We start from the raw sequence: 19,917 nt of genomic DNA on the forward strand, positions 1-19,917 counted from the left end.
GCGTTGGTGGCTGCCGCTGGACTGATGTTGATGGCAGTAACCGTCAACGCTGTGGCCGAAACGAAGGTCAACAGCGTGCGCCTGTGGCGGGCGCCGGACAACACGCGCCTGGTGTTCGACCTGACCGGCCCGGTGCAACACAGCGTCTTTACCCTCACTGCACCGGATCGACTGGTGATCGACATCAATGGCGCCACCCTTGGGGCGCCGTTGAAAGTCTCCACGGCCAATACGCCGATCACCGCCATGCGTTCGGCACAGCGTACGCCGACCGATTTGCGGGTGGTCATTGACCTGAAAAAAGCCGTCACCCCGAAAAGCTTCTCGCTGGCGCCGAACGCGCAGTACGGCAACCGTCTGGTGGTCGACCTGTTCGATAACCCGGCCGATGCCGCGCCTCCACCTCCGACACCTGCGCCCGCACCAACGGTAGCGACCGTTCCGGCCGTGCCGGTAACCCCGACAGAACCTGCGATCAAACTGCCTCCGGCCCCGGCCGGCAAACGCGACATCATTGTGGTGATCGACGCCGGCCACGGCGGCGAAGACCCGGGTGCGTCCGGCTCACGTGGTCAGCGCGAAAAAGACGTGGTGCTGCAGATCGCCCGTGAATTGCAACGCCAGGTCAACGGCATGAAAGGCTTCCGCGCCGAACTGACCCGTACAGGCGACTACTTCATCCCGCTGCGCGGTCGAACCGAAATCGCCCGCAAGAAGGGCGCCGACCTGTTCGTCTCGATCCACGCCGACGCCGCGCCGTCTGCGGCGGCATTCGGGGCTTCGGTGTTTGCGTTGTCCGACCGTGGCGCAACGTCGGAGACCGCCCGTTGGCTGGCCGACAGCGAAAACCGTTCCGACCTGATCGGTGGTGCCGGCAACGTCAGCCTCGACGACAAGGACCGGATGCTCGCCGGCGTGCTGCTCGACCTGTCGATGACCGCCTCGCTGACCTCCAGTCTCAACGTCGGCCAGAAAGTCCTGAGCAACATCGGCCGGGTCACGCCGTTGCACAAGCAGCGCGTAGAACAGGCCGGGTTCATGGTGTTGAAGTCGCCGGACATTCCGTCGATCCTGGTGGAAACCGGCTTTATCTCCAACGCCAACGAAGCGAACAAACTCTCTGCTTCGAGCCACCAGCAGGCGCTGGCGCGGTCGATCAGCAGCGGCGTGCGTCAGTTCTTCCAGCAGAACCCGCCACCGGGCACCTACATTGCCTGGCTGCGTGATTCGGGCAAGATCGCCCAGGGGCCACGTGATCATCGGGTCAGCCCGGGTGAGACCCTGGCGATGATTGCCGTGCGCTATCAGGTGTCGGCCGCCACGTTGCGCAGTGCCAACAACCTGAGCAGCGATGAGTTGAAGGTCGGTCAGCACCTGACCATTCCGGGCACTGAACTGGCGTCCAAAGAATGAATCAGGTTCTGAACGCTGCCCGTATCGAACTGCTCAGCCCGAGGCTGGCGAACCAGATCGCCGCCGGTGAGGTGGTGGAGCGCCCGGCCTCGGTGATCAAGGAGTTGCTGGAAAACAGCCTCGACTCCGGCGCCAGACGCATCGACGTCGATGTCGAGCAGGGCGGCGTCAAACTGTTGCGGGTGCGCGACGATGGCAGCGGAATTTCCGCCGATGACCTGCCGCTGGCACTGGCCCGTCACGCCACCAGCAAGATCCGCAACCTCGAAGACCTCGAACAGGTGATGAGCCTGGGTTTCCGGGGCGAGGCACTGGCGTCGATCAGCTCCGTGGCACGTCTTACCCTGACTTCCCGCACCCGTGACGCCGATCAGGCCTGGCAGGTCGAAACCGAAGGCCGTGACATGGCGCCCCGGGTACAACCGGCAGCCCATCCGGTCGGCACTTCGGTGGAAGTGCGTGACCTGTTCTTCAACACCCCGGCACGGCGCAAATTCCTCAAGACTGAAAAAACCGAATTCGATCACCTGCAGGAAGTGATCAAGCGTCTGGCGCTGGCGCGTTTCGACGTGGCGTTTCACCTGCGCCACAACGGCAAGACCATCCTCAGCCTGCACGAAGCTCACGATGACGCGGCTCGCGCCCGGCGTGTGGCGGCGATCTGCGGTTCGGGCTTCCTTGAGCAGGCGTTGCCGATCGAGATCGAGCGCAATGGCTTGCACCTGTGGGGCTGGGTCGGTCTGCCGACCTTCAACCGCAGTCAGGCGGATTTGCAGTATTTCTTCGTCAACGGCCGTGCGGTGCGCGACAAACTGGTGGCCCACGCGGTGCGTCAGGCTTATCGCGATGTGCTGTTCAATGGCCGGCATCCGACGTTCGCGCTGTTTTTCGAGGTCGATCCGGCAGCGGTCGACGTCAACGTGCACCCCACCAAGCACGAAGTGCGCTTCCGTGACGGGCGCATGGTGCATGATTTCCTTTATGGCACCTTGCACCGTGCCTTGGGGGATGTGCGGCCGGAAGATCAGTTGGCCGGTTCGGTCACTACCGCGGTCGTGCGGCCAACCGGTCTCGAAGCCGGCGAATTCGGGCCGCAGGGCGAGATGCGCCTGGCCGCCAACGCGCTGCTGGAGCAACCGCAGGCACAACCGACGTTCAATACCTCGTCGAGCGCCAGTGCTGGCGGTGCTTATCAGTATCAATACACGCCGCGTCCGCAATCGACCGTGCCAGTTGCCGAGGCTCAGGCCGCGTACCGCGAGTTTTTCGCGCCGCTGCCCGAGGCCAATGCCAACGCGCTGCCGGCCGGTCAGGAAGACATTCCGCCGCTGGGGTACGCACTGGCGCAGCTCAAGGGCATCTACATTCTTTCCGAGAACGCCCAGGGCCTGGTTTTGGTGGACATGCACGCCGCTCACGAGCGGATCATGTACGAGCGCCTGAAGATCGCCATGGCCAGCGAAGGCCTGAGCGGTCAGCCGCTGCTGGTGCCGGAGTCGCTGGCGGTCAGTCAGCGCGAGGCCGATTGTGCCGAAGAGCATGCGGCGTGGTTCCAGCGTCTCGGTTTCGAATTGCAGCGTCTGGGCCCGGAAACCCTGGCGATCCGTCAGATCCCGGCCCTGCTCAAACAGGCCGAGGCCAACCGTCTGGTGGGCGACGTGTTGTCGGACTTGATGGAGTACGGCACCAGCGATCGAATCCAGGCGCATTTGAATGAACTGCTCGGCACCATGGCCTGCCACGGCGCGATCCGCGCCAACCGCCGCCTGGCCTTGCCGGAAATGAACGGCCTGCTGCGCGACATGGAAAACACCGAGCGCAGCGGTCAATGCAACCATGGCCGGCCGACCTGGACCCAACTGGGCCTGGACGATCTGGACAAACTGTTCCTGCGCGGTCGTTGATGAGCCAGCTTCCTCCAGCGATTTTCCTGATGGGCCCGACCGCTGCGGGCAAGACCGACCTGGCCATCGAGCTGACCAAGGTGCTGCCGTGCGAGCTGATCAGTGTCGATTCGGCGCTGGTTTATCGCGGTATGGACATTGGCACGGCCAAACCGTCGAAAGAGCTGCTGGCCGAGTACCCTCATCGCCTGATCGACATTCTTGACCCGGCCGAGGCTTATTCGGCTGCGGATTTCCGCCGCGACGCTTTGCAGGCGATGGCCGAAATCACCGCGCGCGGAAAAATTCCGCTGCTGGTGGGCGGCACGATGCTCTATTACAAGGCTTTGGTCGAAGGTCTGGCCGATATGCCGGCGGCGGATCCCGAGATTCGCGCGCAGATTGAAGAAGAGGCTGCACGCCTTGGCTGGCAAGCCCTGCACGATCAACTGGCGGCAATCGATCCGGAGTCGGCGGCGCGTATTCATCCGAACGATCCACAGCGCCTGAGTCGTGCGCTGGAAGTCTATCGGGTCAGCGGTCAGAGCATGACTGAACTTCGGCTGAAACAATCTGTACAAAGTACTGAAGCGGCGGCATCGGGACGGCAACAATTGCCCTATACTGTCGCGAACTTGGCCATTGCTCCGGCAAATCGCCAGGTACTGCACGACCGCATTAAACAAAGATTCACAAATATGCTGGAACAGGGATTCATCGACGAGGTCGTAGCCCTGCGTAATAGAAGTGACCTGCATGCCGGGTTGCCGTCTATACGTGCGGTAGGCTACCGCCAGGTCTGGGATTACCTGGATGGCAAGCTGACGGCGGCCGAAATGCAGGAGCGGGGCATCATCGCCACGCGCCAATTGGCCAAACGCCAGTTTACCTGGCTGCGCAGCTGGGACGATTTGCACTGGCTCGACAGTCTGGATTGCGACAATCTGCCACGCACCTTGAAATACCTTGGGACCATCTCCATATTGGGCTGAGTCCTTGCAATTGCCGTCTATCCTTGGGGGTGTGGCGGCAAAAGCCATCTGATTACCTATTTTTTATATTGAATCCTTAAAGGAGTGCGGCACATGTCAAAAGGGCATTCGCTACAAGACCCTTACTTGAATACTTTACGTAAAGAGAAAGTGGGGGTTTCCATCTACCTGGTCAACGGTATCAAACTGCAAGGCACGATCGAATCGTTCGACCAGTTCGTTATCCTGCTGAAGAACACCGTCAGCCAGATGGTTTACAAACACGCTATCTCTACAGTCGTGCCGGTTCGTCCAATTCGTCTGCCAAGCGCAACCGAATCCGAAGCAGGTGACGCTGAGCCAGGTAACGCCTGATAGGAGTCTCCTTTGTTCTTTGAGCGCCACGGTGGTGGTGAACGAGTCATCCTCGTTCACTTGGATGGACAGGACCCTGAGGCGCGCGAAGATCCGCAGGAGTTTCAGGAACTGGCAAATTCGGCAGGCGCCGAGACCGTTGCGTTTTTTAACGTGCCGCGTCATCGGCCAACCGCCAAATACCTGATCGGCAGCGGCAAGGTCGAGGAACTGCGCGACCTGGTACACGCCGAAGAAGCCGATCTGGTGATCTTCAATCACGTCCTTACGCCCAGTCAGGAACGCAACCTCGAACGTGTCTTCGAGTGTCGCGTGATCGACCGTACCGGTCTGATTCTCGATATTTTCGCCCAACGCGCCCGTACCCATGAGGGCAAGCTCCAGGTAGAACTGGCCCAGCTTGACCACATGAGCACCCGGCTGGTTCGCGGCTGGACTCACCTTGAGCGTCAAGGTGGTGGTATCGGCATGCGCGGCCCGGGTGAAACCCAGCTCGAAACCGACCGGCGACTGCTGCGGGTTCGCCTGCGCCAGATCAAGGGCCGGCTGGAAAAAGTGCGCAGCCAGCGCGAACAGTCGCGTCGTGGCCGCTCGCGTGCGGATATCCCTACCGTGTCTCTGGTGGGATACACCAACGCCGGCAAGTCCACGCTGTTCAATAACGTGACGAAATCCGAGGTGTACGCGGCCGACCAATTGTTCGCCACGCTGGACCCGACCCTGCGCCGTCTGGAACTGGACGACCTGGGGCCGATTGTCCTGGCCGACACCGTGGGTTTCATTCGTCATCTGCCCCACAAGCTGGTCGAGGCATTTCGGTCTACGCTCGAAGAGTCGAGCAATTCCGACCTGCTGTTGCACGTGATCGATGCGGCCGAACCGGATCGCATGTTGCAGATCGAGCAGGTGATGGTGGTGCTGGGCGAGATTGGTGCTCAGGACTTGCCGATCCTCGAGGTCTATAACAAACTCGATTTGCTTGAAGGCGTTGAGCCACAAATCCAGCGCGACGAGAACGGCAAGCCTCAACGGGTCTGGTTGTCGGCGCGTGATGGCACTGGTCTGGAATTGCTTGAGCAAGCCATTGCCGAATTGCTGGGCAGTGATTTGTTTGTCGGAACCTTGCGTTTGCCCCAGCGGTTTGCGCGTCTGCGTGCACAGTTCTTCGAACTGGGCGCGGTACAGAAAGAAGAATACGACGAAGAAGGTGTCAGCTTGCTGGCCATTCGATTGCCGCGCTCGGAGCTCAATCGACTGGTCAGCCGTGAAGGCGTTGTGCCGACGGAGTTCATCGAGCAACACACTTTGCAATAAAAGCCTGAAAAAGCGGTTGTGCCGCAACGGCAGGCATTCTGTAGCATTGGTCGGCGCGCCGTGGGTGCGTCTTTGCTTTATCAGATGGAGAGCGCTATGGCTTGGAATGAGCCGGGTGGCAACTCGAACAATCAGGATCCCTGGGGTGGCAAGCGTCGCAACAATGGCGACCGCAAGGGGCCGCCGGATCTCGACGAGGCCTTCCGAAAGCTGCAGGAAAGCCTGAACGGGTTGTTCGGTGGTGGAAAGAAACGTGGTGACGATGGTGGTGGTCCGGGCAAGAGTGGCGGCTTCGGCGGCCTGCTCGGCATTGGCCTCGTCGTGCTTGCGGCCGTGTGGCTGTACAGCGCGGTGTACGTGGTGGACGAGCAGGAGCAGGCCGTGGTGCTGCGCTTCGGCAAGTACTACGAAACCGTCGGCCCGGGCCTGAACATCTACTTCCCGCCGATCGACAAGAAGTACATGGAGAACGTCACGCGCGAGCGTGCCTACACCAAGCAGGGCCAGATGCTGACCGAAGACGAGAACATCGTCGAAGTGCCGCTGACCGTGCAGTACAAGATCAGCAACCTGCAGGACTTCGTGCTGAACGTCGACCAGCCGGAAATCAGCCTGCAACACGCGACCGACAGTGCGCTGCGCCATGTGGTGGGTTCCACCGCGATGGACCAGGTGCTGACCGAGGGTCGTGAGCTGATGGCCAGCGAGATCAAGGAGCGTCTGCAACGTTTCCTCGATACCTATCGCACCGGTATCACCGTCACTCAGGTCAACGTACAGAGCGCAGCGGCACCGCGTGAGGTGCAGGAAGCCTTCGATGACGTGATCCGTGCCCGTGAAGACGAGCAGCGTTCGCGCAACCAGGCTGAAACCTACGCCAACGGTGTGGTGCCGGAAGCCCGTGGTCAGGCCCAGCGCATCCTTGAAGATGCCAACGGTTATCGCGACGAAACAGTCTCGCGCGCCAAGGGTGAGGCTGATCGTTTCACCAAGCTGGTAGCCGAATACCGCAAGGCGCCCGAGGTTACTCGTCAGCGTCTGTACCTGGACACCATGCAGGAAGTCTTCAGCAGCACCAGCAAGGTGCTCGTGACCGGTAACAAGAACGGCCAGAGCAACCTGCTTTACCTGCCGCTGGACAAGATGATTCAAAACAGTTCGGGCAGCAATTCACCGGTCACCGGTTCGGCTGCCGCCAGCAACAACACGGACGTCACGCCGCATGTCACTGACCTGCCGCAAACGCGTACAAGGGAGACCCGCTGATGAGCAATAAATCGCTGATCGCCCTGATCGTTGGCGTTGTTGTGGTTCTGGTTGGCTGGAACTGCTTCTACATCGTGGCTCAGACCGAGCGAGCGGTGTTGCTGCAGTTCGGTCGCGTGGTTCAGGCTGATGTTCAGCCAGGTCTGCATGTGAAAGTGCCTTACGTTAACCAGGTGCGTAAATTCGACGCACGCCTGATGACGCTGGACGCACCGACACAACGCTTCCTGACCCTGGAAAAGAAAGCCGTGATGGTCGATGCCTACGCCAAGTGGCGCGTGAAAGATGCCGAGCGCTTCTACACCGCGACTTCCGGCCTCAAGCAGATTGCTGACGAGCGTTTGTCCCGTCGTCTGGAGTCGGGCCTGCGTGACCAGTTCGGCAAGCGCACCCTGCACGAAGTGGTGTCGGGTGAGCGTGATGCGCTGATGGCTGACATCACCGCATCGCTGAACAAGATGGCGGAAAAAGAACTGGGTATCGAAGTGGTCGATGTCCGGGTCAAGGCCATCGACCTGCCGAAGGAAGTGAACCGCAGCGTGTTCGAACGTATGAGCACAGAGCGTGAGCGTGAAGCTCGCGAGCACCGCGCCAAGGGTAACGAACTGGCCGAAGGCATCCGTGCCGACGCCGATCGTCAGCGCCGCGTGCTGCTGGCTGAAGCCTATCGTGAATCCGAAGAGATTCGCGGTGACGGTGACGCCCAGGCTGCTGCGATCTACTCCAAGGCCTACGGTCAGGATCAGGAGTTCTACGGTTTCTACCGTAGCCTGCGTGCCTACCGTGAAAGCTTCGCGAACAAATCCGACGTCATGGTCCTCGACCCAAGCAGCGACTTCTTCCGTTACCTGGAAAAGTCCAAGCCTTGATACGACGTTGACCTGAATCATTCCGCCCGGCGGCTAAAACCTCGGGCGGGGTGATCCTTTGGGAAAACGTGTGTATGATGCGGCAGCCGGGAAATTCCCGGCTTTTTTGCGTCTGCATGTTTGATTGCTGTTTTTGTTGCAGAAGAACGGGTTGAATGGCCCGACAGTTTTTCGAGGAAAGTGATGGGCGAAGCCGGTAACAGGCCTTTCGCCGCGTCGTTCATGCGCGTGCGTTTTGAACGAGCCGGTCATTTTCTGCTTCACTCAAGGCTCGCCCTCGGGCTGGCCGCCCGGATCTAAGGGGAATGGCGTAATGGCAACGGTAGACCGCTGGCTGCTGCCAGATGGCATCGAAGAAGTACTGCCACCGGAAGCGGCGCGCATTGAAGTTGCGCGTCGTCAGGTGTTGGATCTGTTCCAGAGCTGGGGTTACGAGTTTGTCGTGACTCCCCATATCGAGTACCTGGAATCCCTGCTGACCGGCGCGGGCCAGGATCTGGATCTGCGTACCTTCAAGGTCATCGACCCGCAATCGGGCCGGCAGATGGGGTTCCGTGCAGACATCACGCCGCAGGTGGCGCGCATCGATGCGCACACTCTGCGTCGCGAAGGCCCGAGCCGTCTGTGCTACGCCGGCAGCGTGCTGCATGCCCAGCCGCGTGCCTTGTCGTCCTCGCGCAGCCCGATCCAGTTGGGTGCCGAGTTGTACGGCGATGCGAGCCCGAGCAGCGACGTTGAAGTCATCAGCCTGATGCTGGCCATGCTGCAACTGGCCGACGTGCCGGATGTGCACATGGATCTGGGGCATGTCGGCATTTACCGCGGTCTGGCTCAGGCGGCCGGTCTGTCGGGTGAAGTCGAGCAGCAGTTGTTCGATGCGTTGCAACGCAAGGCCATCGACGAGGTCATTACCTTGACCGAAGGCCTGCCGGCCGATCTGTCCGGCATGCTGCGTGCGCTGGTCGACCTGTGCGGCGACCGTGAAGTGCTGAGTGCTGCCCGCGAGCGTCTGGCCAATGCGCCTGCGCCGGTATTGGCTGCGCTGGAAGATTTGCTGGCGATCGCCGAGCGACTCTCGGCGCGCTTCCCGGAACTGCCGCTGTACTTCGATCTGGGCGAGTTGCGCGGTTACCACTACCACACCGGTGTGGTGTTCGCGGTGTTCGTGCCGGGTGTTGGCCAGTCCATCGCTCAGGGCGGTCGTTATGACGACATCGGTGCCGACTTCGGTCGCGCCCGTCCGGCAACCGGCTTTTCCACCGATTTGAAAACCCTGGTGACCCTGGGGCGTGCTGAGGTCGAGCTACCGTCTGGCGGTATCTGGATGCCTGACAGTACGGATGCGGCACTCTGGCAGCAGGTTTGCCAGTTGCGCAGTGAGGGTCAGCGTGTCGTTCAGGCGTTGCCTGGACAACCTTTGGCCGCCGCCCGTGATGCGGACTGCGACCGGCAATTGATCCAGCAGAACGGGCTTTGGCAAGTATCGCCACTGGCTTCTTGAGTTTTCCTGCCGGCCACCGCCGGCACCAAGTTTGCGCGAATGAGGACAAGTGTTATGGGTAAGAATGTCGTAGTCCTGGGCACCCAGTGGGGTGATGAGGGCAAAGGCAAGATCGTTGATCTGCTGACCGAACATGCTGCCGCCGTAGTGCGCTACCAAGGTGGCCACAACGCTGGCCACACACTGGTGATCGACGGTGAAAAAACCGTCCTGCACCTGATCCCGTCGGGCGTGCTGCGCGAAGGCGTGCAGTGCCTGATCGGCAATGGCGTGGTGGTTGCACCCGACGCCCTGCTGCGTGAGATCACCAAGCTGGAAGAGAAAGGCGTACCGGTGCGCGAGCGTCTGCGTATCAGCCCGTCCTGCCCGCTGATCCTGTCCTTCCACGTGGCGCTGGACCAGGCCCGTGAAAAGGCCCGTGGCGAGCTGAAGATCGGCACCACCGGTCGCGGCATCGGCCCGGCGTACGAAGACAAGGTTGCACGTCGTGGCCTGCGCGTTGGCGACCTGCTCAACATGCCGCGCTTCGAAGACAAGCTGCGTGAACTGGTGGACTACCACAACTTCATGCTGGTCGGTTACTACAAAGAGCCTGCCATCGAGTTCGAAAAGACCCTGGCCGAGTGCAAGGAATACGCCGAGCTGCTCAAGCCGTTGATGCTGGACGTGACGGCAGAGCTGCACGACCTGCGTCGCGCCGGCAAGGACATCATGTTCGAAGGTGCCCAGGGTTCGTTGCTCGACATCGACCACGGTACCTATCCGTACGTGACCAGCTCCAACACCACCGCCGGTGGCGTGGCGACCGGTTCGGGCGTTGGCCCGATGTTCCTGGACTACATCCTGGGCATCACCAAGGCTTACACCACTCGCGTAGGTTCCGGTCCGTTCCCGACCGAGCTGTTCGACGAAGTCGGTGCACACCTGGCCAAGCAAGGTCACGAATTCGGTGCGACCACTGGCCGTGCCCGCCGTTGCGGCTGGTTCGATGCCGTTATCCTGCGTCGCGCTATCGATGTGAACAGCATCTCGGGCATCTGCCTGACCAAGCTGGACGTACTCGACGGCCTGGAAACCATCAACATCTGTACCGGCTACAAAGATGCGCAAGGCAATGCCGTTGCTCCGACTGACGCTGACAGCTACGTAGGCCTGCAGCCTGTGTACGAAGAAGTGCCAGGCTGGACCGAATCGACCGTGGGTGCCAAGACCCTGGAAGAGCTGCCGGTCAACGCTCGTGCCTACATCAAACGCGTTGAAGAATTGATCGGCGCGCCGATCGACATTATTTCGACGGGCCCGGACCGCAACGAAACCATCGTTCTGCGTCATCCGTTTGCTTGATAAGTCGTTGATGTAAAAACACAAAGGCCCCTTTATCGGGGCCTTTGTCGTTTATGCCTGTTGGACGGCATGACCTTTGCTGTGAATCTGTCTACAAGAGTGCCATCAAATTAATGGCGTCAGAAGTAGAGGGATTCACAGTGTCGGCCGTTCTCTCACTGTTACAAAGCCGTTTGTTGCGGCCCGTATTCGTTACCCTTGGTATCGCCCTTTTGGTGCAGGTGTTGGTGGCCGTTGCCCTGACGCGGAGCACCGTCACCGCGCTGGAAGCCGACCTGGGCACTCGCCTGGGCGCCGACAGCCAGAAGCTCTCCGGTGAACTGGAGCAGGCCGGGCGTGAAGTCACGTCGAGCCTCGATACCTTGTCCACCAATACTCGTCAGCGTTTGACTGCCGGGCTGTCTTCGCGTCTTAAACAAGAGCAGGCACAGCTGCGTACAACCCTGGAAAAAGACCTGAAGGACTCGGCCAATGACATGGCCCAGTTGCTGGCCTCCGTTGCGCCTCGTGCCATGTGGGACAGCGACGTGCCGACCCTGTCCGAATTCGCCCGCCGGGCCCAGCGCAATCCCAACGTGCTGTTCGTGGTGTATGACGACGCCACCGGCCAGCATCTGACGCGTTATCTCAATCGTGAAAACCCGATCAACAAGGCCCTTCTGGAAAAAGGTCAGGGTGAGCGGGCGCTGGATAAGGTGCTGGACGCAGCGAAGAATGATCCTTCGGTCTACTACCTCGAAGCCTCGATCAACCCCAATGGCGTGGAAATCGGCAAGGTGCTGATGGGGGTCTCGACCGCCTCGGTCGAAACCGATCTGGCGGCGCTCGATCAGCGCTTCACGGCGTTGATTGCCAGCAGCGACCAGCTGGTTGGCGACAGCCTCAAGGGCGCCGCTGCCGACAGCGCCACGGCCATGCGTGCGCGCCTGCAGTCGGCGCAGTCCACCGCCGCCGAAATGAAAGCCAACACGGCCGGCACCGTGCAGGACGCTGCTGCCACGCTGCGTTGGCGTATCGGCATGGGCCTGGCGCTGGTGGGTGCCGGCGTGCTGTTGCTGTTGGCGGTGGTGCTCGGCCATCGCGTGGTCAACCGCCTGAAGATGCTCAATGCTGCGATGGATGACCTGGCGGCAGGCGAGGGCGACTTGACCAAGCGCGTACAGATCAACAGCAAGGACGAAATTGGCGACATGGCTTCGGCAGTCAACCGCTTTGTGGATAAGTTGCAGCCGATCGTGCGCGAGGCCGGGGATGTGGCTCAGCGTACCGGTGAGGAAATTGGTGCTATGACCCTGCGCAATGCTGGCGCTGATGCAGCGGCCGGGATGCAGCGCGATGAAGTGGCTGAAAGCCTGCGCGCGTTGTCGCAAATGGCTGATGAGGCGCAGTCGGAAAGTCATGCGATGCAGGCGGCGTTGAAGCAGGTTGTGGATATTCGCCAAGCCACCGACGAAAACACTCGCACCTCGGCGAAGGTCGGCAGCCTGATCGAGGCGCTGGCGGGGCAGGTCGATACCGGCGCGAAAGTCATCGAGCGGCTGGCGCAGCAGAGTGAACAGATTGAAGTGGTGCTGACCGTGATTCACGGTATCGCCGAGCAGACCAACCTGCTGGCGCTCAACGCTGCGATCGAAGCAGCTCGAGCCGGTGAAACCGGACGAGGCTTTGCGGTGGTGGCGGATGAAGTGCGCGCACTGGCGAGCAAGACTCAAAGCTCCACCGGTGACATTCAGGCGCACATCGTGGCGTTGCAGCAGGGGGCCCGTGAAGCGGTCGAGGCGATCGGTCAGGCCGGGCGTCAGGCCAGCGAAGGCTTGCTGGTGCTGCGTGACAGTGCACGGTTGCAGCAGTCGGTGCAGGCGTCGGTTGAACAGGTGCACGCGGCGATTGGTTTGGCGACCCAGGCCGCGGCGCATCAGGCGCAGGGCGCGCAGGCCGTGCGTGGGCGTGTCGAGACGATTCATGCCCAGGCTGAGAAAGCCGCTCAGGCCGTGGTCGAGACCACGGCCAGCGGCAAGGTGCTGGATGGTCTGGCGGCGCAGCTCAAGGCAAGTCTGGGGCAGTTCCGGGCCTGATAGCGCGGGCAAAAAAATCGCAGCTTCGGCTGCGATTTTTTATCGGCTCAAATACATTCGGGTTGTCAGCAGGTAGACGGGCAGCCCCGACACCACAATCAACAACGCCGCATAAGGCGCCGCTGCGGCAAACTCGACGTTCGCGGTGTGTGCCCACACCTCGGTCGCCAAGGTGTTGAGCCCGGTCGGACTCAGCAACAGTGTCGCCGTCAGCTCCTTCATGGCATCCAGAAACACCAGAGCAAACGCTGCGCCCAGTGCCGGGAAAATGATTGGCAGGGTTACTCGACAAAATGCCGTGAACGACGATGCGCCGAGGGTGCGGGCGGCTTCCTCCAGTTGCGGTGCGGCCTTGTTCAGTGCCGTGCGGATCGGTGCCTGAGCCAGCGGCAGAAACAGCAACGCATAAGCGATCAGCAACAGCGCGGAGGTCTGATACAGCGCCGGCAGGTAATGCAGGGCGAAATACACCAGCGTCAATGCGATCACCAATCCCGGCAGGGCGTGCAGCAGATAGGGCAGGCGCTCGGCCCAGATCGCCAATTGGCCTTTGTAGCGTACGACCAGCAACCCGACCGGCACCGCCAGCACCAGACACAGTCCCGCGCCACCCAGCGACAGCGCCAATGAAGACAGCAAAGCTTCAGTGATCGCTGCAACCGGGAATGCCGCTGACGATCCCACGGCGAGCCAGTACGCCAGCATCCCCAGTGGAATGCCGCTGCCGACAATCGCCAGCATCAGGCAGTACAGTTGGCCGGCAATCGCCCAAGGCCCCAGTTGCACTTGTTCGGCCCGGCGTGCCGCGCCCTGGCCGGTCCGCACATGGCGGCCCTTGCCGCGTACCCGCAGTTCCAGCCACAGCAGCATCAAACACAGCGCCAGCAGCACCGCCGAAAGCATTGCCGCATTGGCATTGCTGAATTCCAGTTCGAATTGCTGATAGATCGCGGTGGTGAAGGTTTGCAGACCAATGATCGACAGTGCGCCGAATTCCACCAGCATGTGCAGCGCAATCAGCAGCGAACCGGCCAGCAACGAAGGCCAGAGCAGGGGCAGGGTGACGCGGAAAAACACGCCCCGGCGATTCTGTCCCAGCGTTCGGGCGGACTCTTCAAGGGATGGATCGAGATTGCGCAGCGTGGCTGCCACCGGCAGGAAGATCAGCGGATATTTCGACAGGCTCATCACCAGAATCGCTCCGCCGAGTCCTTCGAACTGCGCGCTGAGCGATACCCAGGTAAAACTGCTGACGAATGCCGGCACCGCGAACGGCAGGCAAAGAATCACGCCCCACAGTCGTCGGCCCGGCAGATTGCTGCGCTCCAGCAACCACGCCAGCGACAGACCGATCACGCCGCAAGTTACGGTTACGCCGACCATCAGCGCCAGCGTATTGCGCAGCAGGCCGAACACGTACGGGCGCCACAGCAAATGCAGCGCCTCGGACCAGCCCGCCTGCCAGGCTTTAAGGCCGACGTAGGCCAGTGGCAACAGGCTCATCACCACCAGTAGCAATACCGGCAGTACCAGCCAGATCGACGGCCGCTTGCGCCGTGGCACGTAACCCCCGCGCGTGACGGGGGCGGATAACGAGGCGCTCATCAGTTCAGGCCAACTTCGCGTTCCAGATCCAGCGCTTCCTCGGCATTGCCCAGATCGGCCGGGGTCACATCCGGCGCTTCCAGCTCACTGAAAGGCTTGAGGCCGCGATCCGATTCCATGCCGTTGTGCAACGGATACTCGGCGGTGGTCTGGGTGATCACCCGCTGGCCTTCTTCACTGGCCATGTAGGCGAGAAATTGCTGGGCTTCTTTTGGATGCTTGCTGGATTTCAGCACGGCTGCGCTGGAGACGGTGATCAAGCCGCCCACGTCGCCGCCGGTGAAGTAATGCAGTTTGGAGTCGAGCTTGCCTTTCTCCCGTTGCAGGGCGAACCAGTAGTAGTTGTTCACCAGTACGGTGGCGACTTCGCCGTTTTCGACAGCCTTGAGGGCAACCATGTTGTTGCTGTAGGTCTTGCCGAAGGCGCGCAGGCCGGTCAGCCATTCTTCGGCGGCTTCACGGCCATGCTTTTTGATGATGGCGACGGCCTGTTCCTGGAAGGCACCGCTGGTGGGCACGAAACCGACCTTGCCTTGCCACTGCGGATCGGCGAAATCCAGGACCGACTTGGGCAGGTCTTTTTCATCGACCAGCTTCGGGTTGAAGGCGACTACGCGAACCCGTGCAGTGACGCCGATCCAGGTGCCATTGCCTGCGACATATTTTTTCGGCAGGACTGCCAGAGTGGCATCGTCAGTCCTGGCCAGCAGGCCGAGTTCTCCGAGGTTGTTCAGTGGTGGGGATTCTTCGGTGTAGATGACGTCGGCGGGAGAGCGGTCGCCTTCTTCGATGATCTGGCTGGCGAGCTGGTTGCTGCTGCCCTTGCGCACATTGACGTGAATGCCGGTCTTGGCTTCGAAGGCTTTGGCGATCGCGTCGCCGACTTCCTTGTGTTGACCGTTGTAGAGCGTCAGGGAAACCGCGTCGGCAGCCTGGGTGAGGGGAGTGGCGAGTGCCAGGCCGAGCAGGGTGAAGGTCAAGCCGCGGCGCAGGGTATTTCGAAACATCATTCGCAGGGTTCCTCACTGTCGCATTGCAAAAACTTGCAACAATGATAAACGATATCGTTTCTCAAGTGCGCCTTGCGGGGGAGAAGGTGTGTCTGGTAGGCGCTGTTTCTCGAGTTTTTCCAAACCCCGGAAACGCAAAAACCCGCTTTCGCGGGTTTTTGTGAAATTCAAGATCGTGACCTTGAATTTGAATTGGTGCCCAGAAGAAGACTCGAACTTCCACGACCGTAAGGTCACCAGCACCTGAAGCTGGCGTGTCTACCAATTTCACCATCTGGGCTTCATCTTCAGCGTTACCGCTGTTGATGTGGCGCACTATACGGAGCACCTTTTGATCTGTAAACCCCTGATTTGATTTTAATAAATCATTTTCAGAAAAAGGCGGGGCGTAGAATGCAAAAAACCCGCTTTCGCGGGTTTTTGTGTGAGTCTTGAAACTGATCTAGTCTCAACCTCGAAATTGGTGCCCAGAAGAAGACTCGAACTTCCACGACCGTAAGGTCACCAGCACCTGAAGCTGGCGTGTCTACCAATTTCACCATCTGGGCATCTCGGCAACGTGTGTACGTCGTCGATGGCGCGCACTATACGGAGCGCCTTTTTAACTGTAAACCCCTGCCAGCAAAAAAAATGGTTTTTTTTACCAGCGGTGTTCAAAACGCCTTTCAGACGTCGATACAAGGCCTCAGATGTCCCTTATAGAGTCGGAAATTTCCCGTTTGATGGCGCCTATGCCAAACTAACCCGCATATAGACAAGGTGAAAACTCTCTAATGGCCGATTGGCAGTCCCTCGATCCCGAGGCCGCTCGTGAAGCGGAAAAATATGAAAACCCTATTCCCAGCCGCGAACTGATCCTTCAGCACCTTGCTGACCGGGGTTCGCCTGCTGCCCGCGAGCAACTGGTCGAAGAGTTTGGTCTGACCACAGAAGACCAGATCGAAGCCCTGCGCCGCCGCCTGCGCGCCATGGAGCGCGACGCTCAATTGATCTACACCCGCCGTGGCACGTATGCGCCGGTGGACAAGCTCGACCTGATCCTCGGTCGCATCAGCGGTCACCGCGACGGTTTCGGCTTCCTGGTGCCGGATGACGGTTCCGACGACCTGTTCATGAGCCCGGCGCAGATGCGTCTGGTGTTCGATGGCGACCGTGCCCTGGCCCGTGTTTCCGGCCTGGATCGCCGTGGTCGCCGTGAAGGCGTGATCGTCGAAGTGGTGTCCCGTGCCCACGAAAGCATCGTCGGACGCTACTTCGAAGAGGGTGGCATCGGCTTCGTCGTTGCGGACAACCCGAAAATCCAGCAGGAAGTGCTGGTCACTCCCGGCCGCAACGCCAACGCCCAGATCGGTCAGTTCGTCGAGGTGAAGATCACCCACTGGCCGACTCCGCGCTTCCAGCCGCAAGGCGATGTGATCGAAGTCGTCGGCAACTACATGGCGCCGGGCATGGAAATCGATGTCGCCCTGCGCACCTACGACATTCCGCACGTCTGGCCTGAAGCCGTTCTGAAGGAAGCCGGCAAGCTCAAGCCGGAAGTCGAAGAGAAAGACAAAGAGAAGCGCGTCGACCTGCGCCATCTGCCGTTCGTCACCATCGACGGCGAAGATGCCCGGGATTTCGACGATGCGGTCTACTGCGAATCCAAGCCAGGCAAGCTGCGCCTGTTCTCCGGTGGCTGGAAGTTGTACGTGGCGATTGCCGACGTTTCCAGCTATGTGAAGATCGGCTCGGCTCTGGACAACGAAGCCCAGGTGCGCGGCAACTCGGTGTACTTCCCCGAGCGCGTGGTGCCGATGCTGCCGGAGCAACTCTCCAACGGCCTGTGCTCGCTGAATCCGCATGTCGATCGTCTGGCCATGGTTTGCGAGATGACCATCTCCAAGTCCGGCGAAATGACCGACTACTGCTTCTATGAAGCGGTGATCCACTCCCACGCCCGTCTGACCTACAACAAGGTCAGCGCGATGCTGGAAACGCCGAAGGCTACTGAAGGGCGCAAGCTTCGCGGCGAATACACCGACGTGCTGCCGCATCTCAAGCAGCTCTACGCGCTGTACAAAGTGTTGCTGGCTGCCCGTCACGTGCGTGGCGCGATCGATTTCGAAACCCAGGAAACCCGGATCATCTTCGGTTCCGAGCGCAAGATTGCCGAAATCCGTCCGACCACCCGTAACGACGCGCATAAGTTGATCGAGGAATGCATGCTGGCGGCCAACGTGGCCACCGCCGAATTCCTGAAGAAGCACGAAATCCCTGCGCTGTACCGCGTCCACGACGGCCCGCCCCCGGAGCGTCTGGAAAAACTTCGTGCGTTCCTCGGCGAGCTCGGCCTGTCGCTGCATAAAGGCAAGGACGGCCCGTCGCCGAAGGACTATCAGGCCCTGTTGGCGAGCATCAAGGACCGTCCGGATTTCCACCTGATCCAGACCGTGATGCTGCGCTCCCTGAGCCAGGCGGTGTACAGCGCCCAGAACGAAGGCCACTTCGGCCTGAACTACGAAGCCTATACCCACTTCACTTCGCCGATCCGTCGTTACCCTGACCTGCTCACGCACCGGGCGATTCGCAGCGTGATCCATTCGAAACAGGACACCCCGCACGTTCGCCGTGCCGGTGCGATGACCATTCCGAAGGCGCGCATCTACCCGTACGACGAAGCGGCGCTGGAGCAACTCGGCGAGCAGTGCTCGATGAGCGAGCGCCGTGCCGACGAAGCGACCCGTGACGTGGTGAACTGGCTCAAGTGCGAGTTCATGAAGGATCGCGTGGGCGAATCGTTCCCTGGTGTAATCACTGCCGTGACCGGTTTCGGTCTGTTCGTCGAACTGACCGATATTTACGTCGAAGGTCTGGTACACGTGACGGCGCTGCCGGGCGATTACTACCACTTCGACCCTGTGCACCATCGTCTGGCGGGCGAACGCACCGGTCGCAGCTTCCGTCTTGGCGATACCGTTGAAGTGCGCGTCATGCGTGTCGATCTCGACGAGCGCAAGATCGACTTCGAGATGGCTGAAAAAACCATCAGCGCGCCGATCGGCCGCAAAAAGCGTGGCACCGAGACGACCGCTCCAGCGGCCAAGGTTGTGGAAGAGAAGGCTCCGGCAAAATCCGCCAGCCGTCGTCCGGCCAAGGAAAAGGCCGTCGAGGCCTATCGTCCAAGCGATGCCGTGGCGAAAAACGCCGAGCTGCGCAAAAGCCGTGAGATGAAGAAGGCCTTGCTGGCCGACGCCAAAAACGGTGGTAAAGCGGCGTCCGGGGGAAAGACCGGACGGTCGGCGCCTGACAAGGCTTCCGGCGGCAAGCCAGCCAAACCGAGCAAACACCGTAAGGGCCCGCCAAAAGCGGGTTCCGCTCCAGCCAAAAGCGGCGGGGCACGTAAACCGAAGGCGAAGTCATGAGTCAGTTGGAAAAAATCTACGGCGTTCACGCGGTAGAAGCGTTGCTGCGTCACCACCCAAAACGCGTCAAGCAGATCTGGCTGGCTGAAAGCCGCAACGATCCACGGGTACAGACGCTGATCGAGCTGGCCAACGAAAACCGCGTTCAGGTCGGTCAGGCCGAGCGCCGCGAAATGGACGCCTGGGTCGAGGGCGTGCACCAGGGCGTGGTGGCGGACGTCAGCCCGAGCCAGGTCTGGGGCGAGGCGATGCTCGACGAGCTGCTCGATCGCACCGAAGGCGCGCCGCTGCTGCTGGTGCTCGACGGCGTGACCGATCCGCACAACCTCGGCGCCTGCCTGCGCTCGGCGGACGCTGCCGGTGCGCTGGCGGTCATCGTGCCGAAAGACAAGTCGGCCACCCTGACGCCGGTCGTGCGTAAAGTGGCTTGCGGCGCGGCGGAAGTGATTCCGCTGGTGGCCGTGACCAACCTTGCGCGTACCCTGGAAAAACTTCAGCAGCGTGGTCTGTGGGTTGTCGGCACGGCGGGTGAGGCCGAGGTCAGCATCTATGACCAGGACCTGACCGGCCCGACCATCCTGATCATGGGGGCCGAAGGCAAAGGCATGCGTCGCCTGACCCGTGAGCACTGCGACTACCTGGTGAACCTGCCGATGGCCGGTAGCGTCAGCAGCCTCAACGTATCGGTTGCGACCGGTGTGTGCCTGTTCGAGGCCCAGCGCCAGCGCGGGGCCAAGGCCAAGGCGGCTGCCAAGAAGCCTTAAGCCTTACGCCGATTCAAATGTGGGAGCGGGCTTGCTCGCGAATGCGGCATCACATCCAACATTTTTGCTGAATGACACACCGCTTTCGCGAGCAAGCCCGCTCCCACATTGGTTCTGCGCAAA

14 protein-coding genes and 2 tRNA genes are annotated in these 19,917 nt (G+C 60.8%); 12 read left to right on the plus strand and 4 right to left on the minus strand.

What is annotated here, in order from left to right; all coding sequences use genetic code 11:
• The first annotated feature begins 24 nt into the window (after window positions 1-24).
• The 10 genes from ACSPX5_RS26415 to ACSPX5_RS26460 all read left to right on the plus strand — a co-directional run bounded on the left by ACSPX5_RS26415 (window position 25) and on the right by ACSPX5_RS26460 (window position 13,011).
• On the plus strand, window positions 25-1,413 hold the full coding sequence (locus ACSPX5_RS26415) for an N-acetylmuramoyl-L-alanine amidase (protein WP_423815208.1): 1,389 nt from the start codon (window positions 25-27) through the stop codon (window positions 1,411-1,413).
• Window positions 1,410-3,317 carry a DNA mismatch repair endonuclease MutL gene (gene mutL / locus ACSPX5_RS26420; protein ID WP_169428607.1) on the plus strand — a complete coding sequence of 636 codons (1,908 nt, stop codon included), beginning with the start codon at window positions 1,410-1,412 and terminating at the stop codon, window positions 3,315-3,317. The genes ACSPX5_RS26415 and mutL overlap by 4 nt, the downstream gene beginning before the upstream one ends.
• Window positions 3,317-4,288: a tRNA (adenosine(37)-N6)-dimethylallyltransferase MiaA gene (gene miaA / locus ACSPX5_RS26425; protein WP_169428608.1), complete on the plus strand. Its 972-nt coding sequence runs from the start codon at window positions 3,317-3,319 to the stop codon at window positions 4,286-4,288. Before mutL ends, miaA begins: the two co-directional genes overlap by 1 nt.
• 93 nt (window positions 4,289-4,381) lie before the next feature.
• The gene (gene hfq / locus ACSPX5_RS26430; protein ID WP_007902656.1) at window positions 4,382-4,642 is read left to right on the plus strand and encodes an RNA chaperone Hfq; all 261 of its coding nucleotides are present in this window, start codon (window positions 4,382-4,384) and stop codon (window positions 4,640-4,642) included.
• A gap of 12 nt (window positions 4,643-4,654) precedes the next feature.
• Window positions 4,655-5,956, plus strand: coding sequence for a ribosome rescue GTPase HflX (gene hflX / locus ACSPX5_RS26435; protein WP_169428609.1), 1,302 nt, complete (start codon window positions 4,655-4,657; stop codon window positions 5,954-5,956).
• Window positions 5,957-6,052: 96 nt separating this feature from the next.
• Window positions 6,053-7,222, plus strand: a complete 1,170-nt coding sequence (hflK, locus tag ACSPX5_RS26440; RefSeq protein ID WP_169428610.1) for an FtsH protease activity modulator HflK — start codon at window positions 6,053-6,055, stop codon at window positions 7,220-7,222.
• The gene (hflC, locus tag ACSPX5_RS26445; protein WP_027611416.1) at window positions 7,222-8,091 is read left to right on the plus strand and encodes a protease modulator HflC; all 870 of its coding nucleotides are present in this window, start codon (window positions 7,222-7,224) and stop codon (window positions 8,089-8,091) included. Before hflK ends, hflC begins: the two co-directional genes overlap by 1 nt.
• A gap of 313 nt (window positions 8,092-8,404) precedes the next feature.
• Window positions 8,405-9,592, plus strand: a complete 1,188-nt coding sequence (locus tag ACSPX5_RS26450) for an ATP phosphoribosyltransferase regulatory subunit (protein ID WP_169428612.1) — start codon at window positions 8,405-8,407, stop codon at window positions 9,590-9,592.
• Between the two features lie 54 nt (window positions 9,593-9,646).
• On the plus strand, window positions 9,647-10,936 hold the full coding sequence (locus ACSPX5_RS26455) for an adenylosuccinate synthase (RefSeq protein ID WP_169428613.1): 1,290 nt from the start codon (window positions 9,647-9,649) through the stop codon (window positions 10,934-10,936).
• A gap of 140 nt (window positions 10,937-11,076) precedes the next feature.
• Window positions 11,077-13,011, plus strand: a complete 1,935-nt coding sequence (locus ACSPX5_RS26460; RefSeq protein ID WP_439820557.1) for a methyl-accepting chemotaxis protein — start codon at window positions 11,077-11,079, stop codon at window positions 13,009-13,011.
• Window positions 13,012-13,050: 39 nt separating this feature from the next.
• Here ACSPX5_RS26460 and ACSPX5_RS26465 read toward each other — a convergent pair whose 3' ends face one another.
• The 4 genes from ACSPX5_RS26465 to ACSPX5_RS26480 form a co-directional block, all read right to left on the minus strand.
• A complete protein-coding gene (locus ACSPX5_RS26465) occupies window positions 13,051-14,616 on the minus strand; it encodes an ABC transporter permease (RefSeq protein ID WP_439820558.1) in 1,566 nt (521 codons plus the stop codon).
• Window positions 14,616-15,626: an extracellular solute-binding protein gene (locus ACSPX5_RS26470; protein WP_169428616.1), complete on the minus strand. Its 1,011-nt coding sequence runs from the start codon at window positions 15,624-15,626 to the stop codon at window positions 14,616-14,618. Before ACSPX5_RS26470 ends, ACSPX5_RS26465 begins: the two co-directional genes overlap by 1 nt.
• Window positions 15,627-15,819: 193 nt before the next feature.
• A tRNA-Leu gene (locus ACSPX5_RS26475) sits at window positions 15,820-15,906 on the minus strand.
• Between the two features lie 181 nt (window positions 15,907-16,087).
• Window positions 16,088-16,174 (minus strand) — tRNA-Leu (locus ACSPX5_RS26480).
• Window positions 16,175-16,399: 225 nt separating this feature from the next.
• On the opposite strand from ACSPX5_RS26480, the gene rnr reads away from it, so the two are divergent.
• The gene (rnr, locus tag ACSPX5_RS26485) at window positions 16,400-19,030 is read left to right on the plus strand and encodes a ribonuclease R (RefSeq protein ID WP_323161468.1); all 2,631 of its coding nucleotides are present in this window, start codon (window positions 16,400-16,402) and stop codon (window positions 19,028-19,030) included.
• Window positions 19,027-19,794: a 23S rRNA (guanosine(2251)-2'-O)-methyltransferase RlmB gene (gene rlmB / locus ACSPX5_RS26490; RefSeq protein ID WP_169428618.1), complete on the plus strand. Its 768-nt coding sequence runs from the start codon at window positions 19,027-19,029 to the stop codon at window positions 19,792-19,794. The genes rnr and rlmB overlap by 4 nt, the downstream gene beginning before the upstream one ends.
• The last annotated feature ends 123 nt before the right edge of the window (window positions 19,795-19,917 follow it).

This window comes from Pseudomonas sp. HLG18, from assembly GCF_051903985.1.
Classification (GTDB): Bacteria; Pseudomonadota; Gammaproteobacteria; order Pseudomonadales; family Pseudomonadaceae; genus Aquipseudomonas; species Aquipseudomonas fluorescens_BT.

Coding starts and splice junctions, on each gene's coding strand:
- ACSPX5_RS26470 (WP_169428616.1), bottom strand. CDS start 15,626: ATGATGTTTCGAAATACCCTGCGCCGCGGCTTGACCTTCACCCTGCTC.
- miaA (WP_169428608.1), top strand. CDS start 3,317: ATGAGCCAGCTTCCTCCAGCGATTTTCCTGATGGGCCCGACCGCTGCG.
- ACSPX5_RS26465 (WP_439820558.1), bottom strand. CDS start 14,616: ATGAGCGCCTCGTTATCCGCCCCCGTCACGCGCGGGGGTTACGTGCCA.
- hfq (WP_007902656.1), top strand. CDS start 4,382: ATGTCAAAAGGGCATTCGCTACAAGACCCTTACTTGAATACTTTACGT.
- rnr (WP_323161468.1), top strand. CDS start 16,400: ATGGCCGATTGGCAGTCCCTCGATCCCGAGGCCGCTCGTGAAGCGGAA.
- ACSPX5_RS26415 (WP_423815208.1), top strand. CDS start 25: ATGTTGATGGCAGTAACCGTCAACGCTGTGGCCGAAACGAAGGTCAAC.
- hflC (WP_027611416.1), top strand. CDS start 7,222: ATGAGCAATAAATCGCTGATCGCCCTGATCGTTGGCGTTGTTGTGGTT.
- ACSPX5_RS26455 (WP_169428613.1), top strand. CDS start 9,647: ATGGGTAAGAATGTCGTAGTCCTGGGCACCCAGTGGGGTGATGAGGGC.
- hflK (WP_169428610.1), top strand. CDS start 6,053: ATGGCTTGGAATGAGCCGGGTGGCAACTCGAACAATCAGGATCCCTGG.
- rlmB (WP_169428618.1), top strand. CDS start 19,027: ATGAGTCAGTTGGAAAAAATCTACGGCGTTCACGCGGTAGAAGCGTTG.
- mutL (WP_169428607.1), top strand. CDS start 1,410: ATGAATCAGGTTCTGAACGCTGCCCGTATCGAACTGCTCAGCCCGAGG.
- ACSPX5_RS26450 (WP_169428612.1), top strand. CDS start 8,405: ATGGCAACGGTAGACCGCTGGCTGCTGCCAGATGGCATCGAAGAAGTA.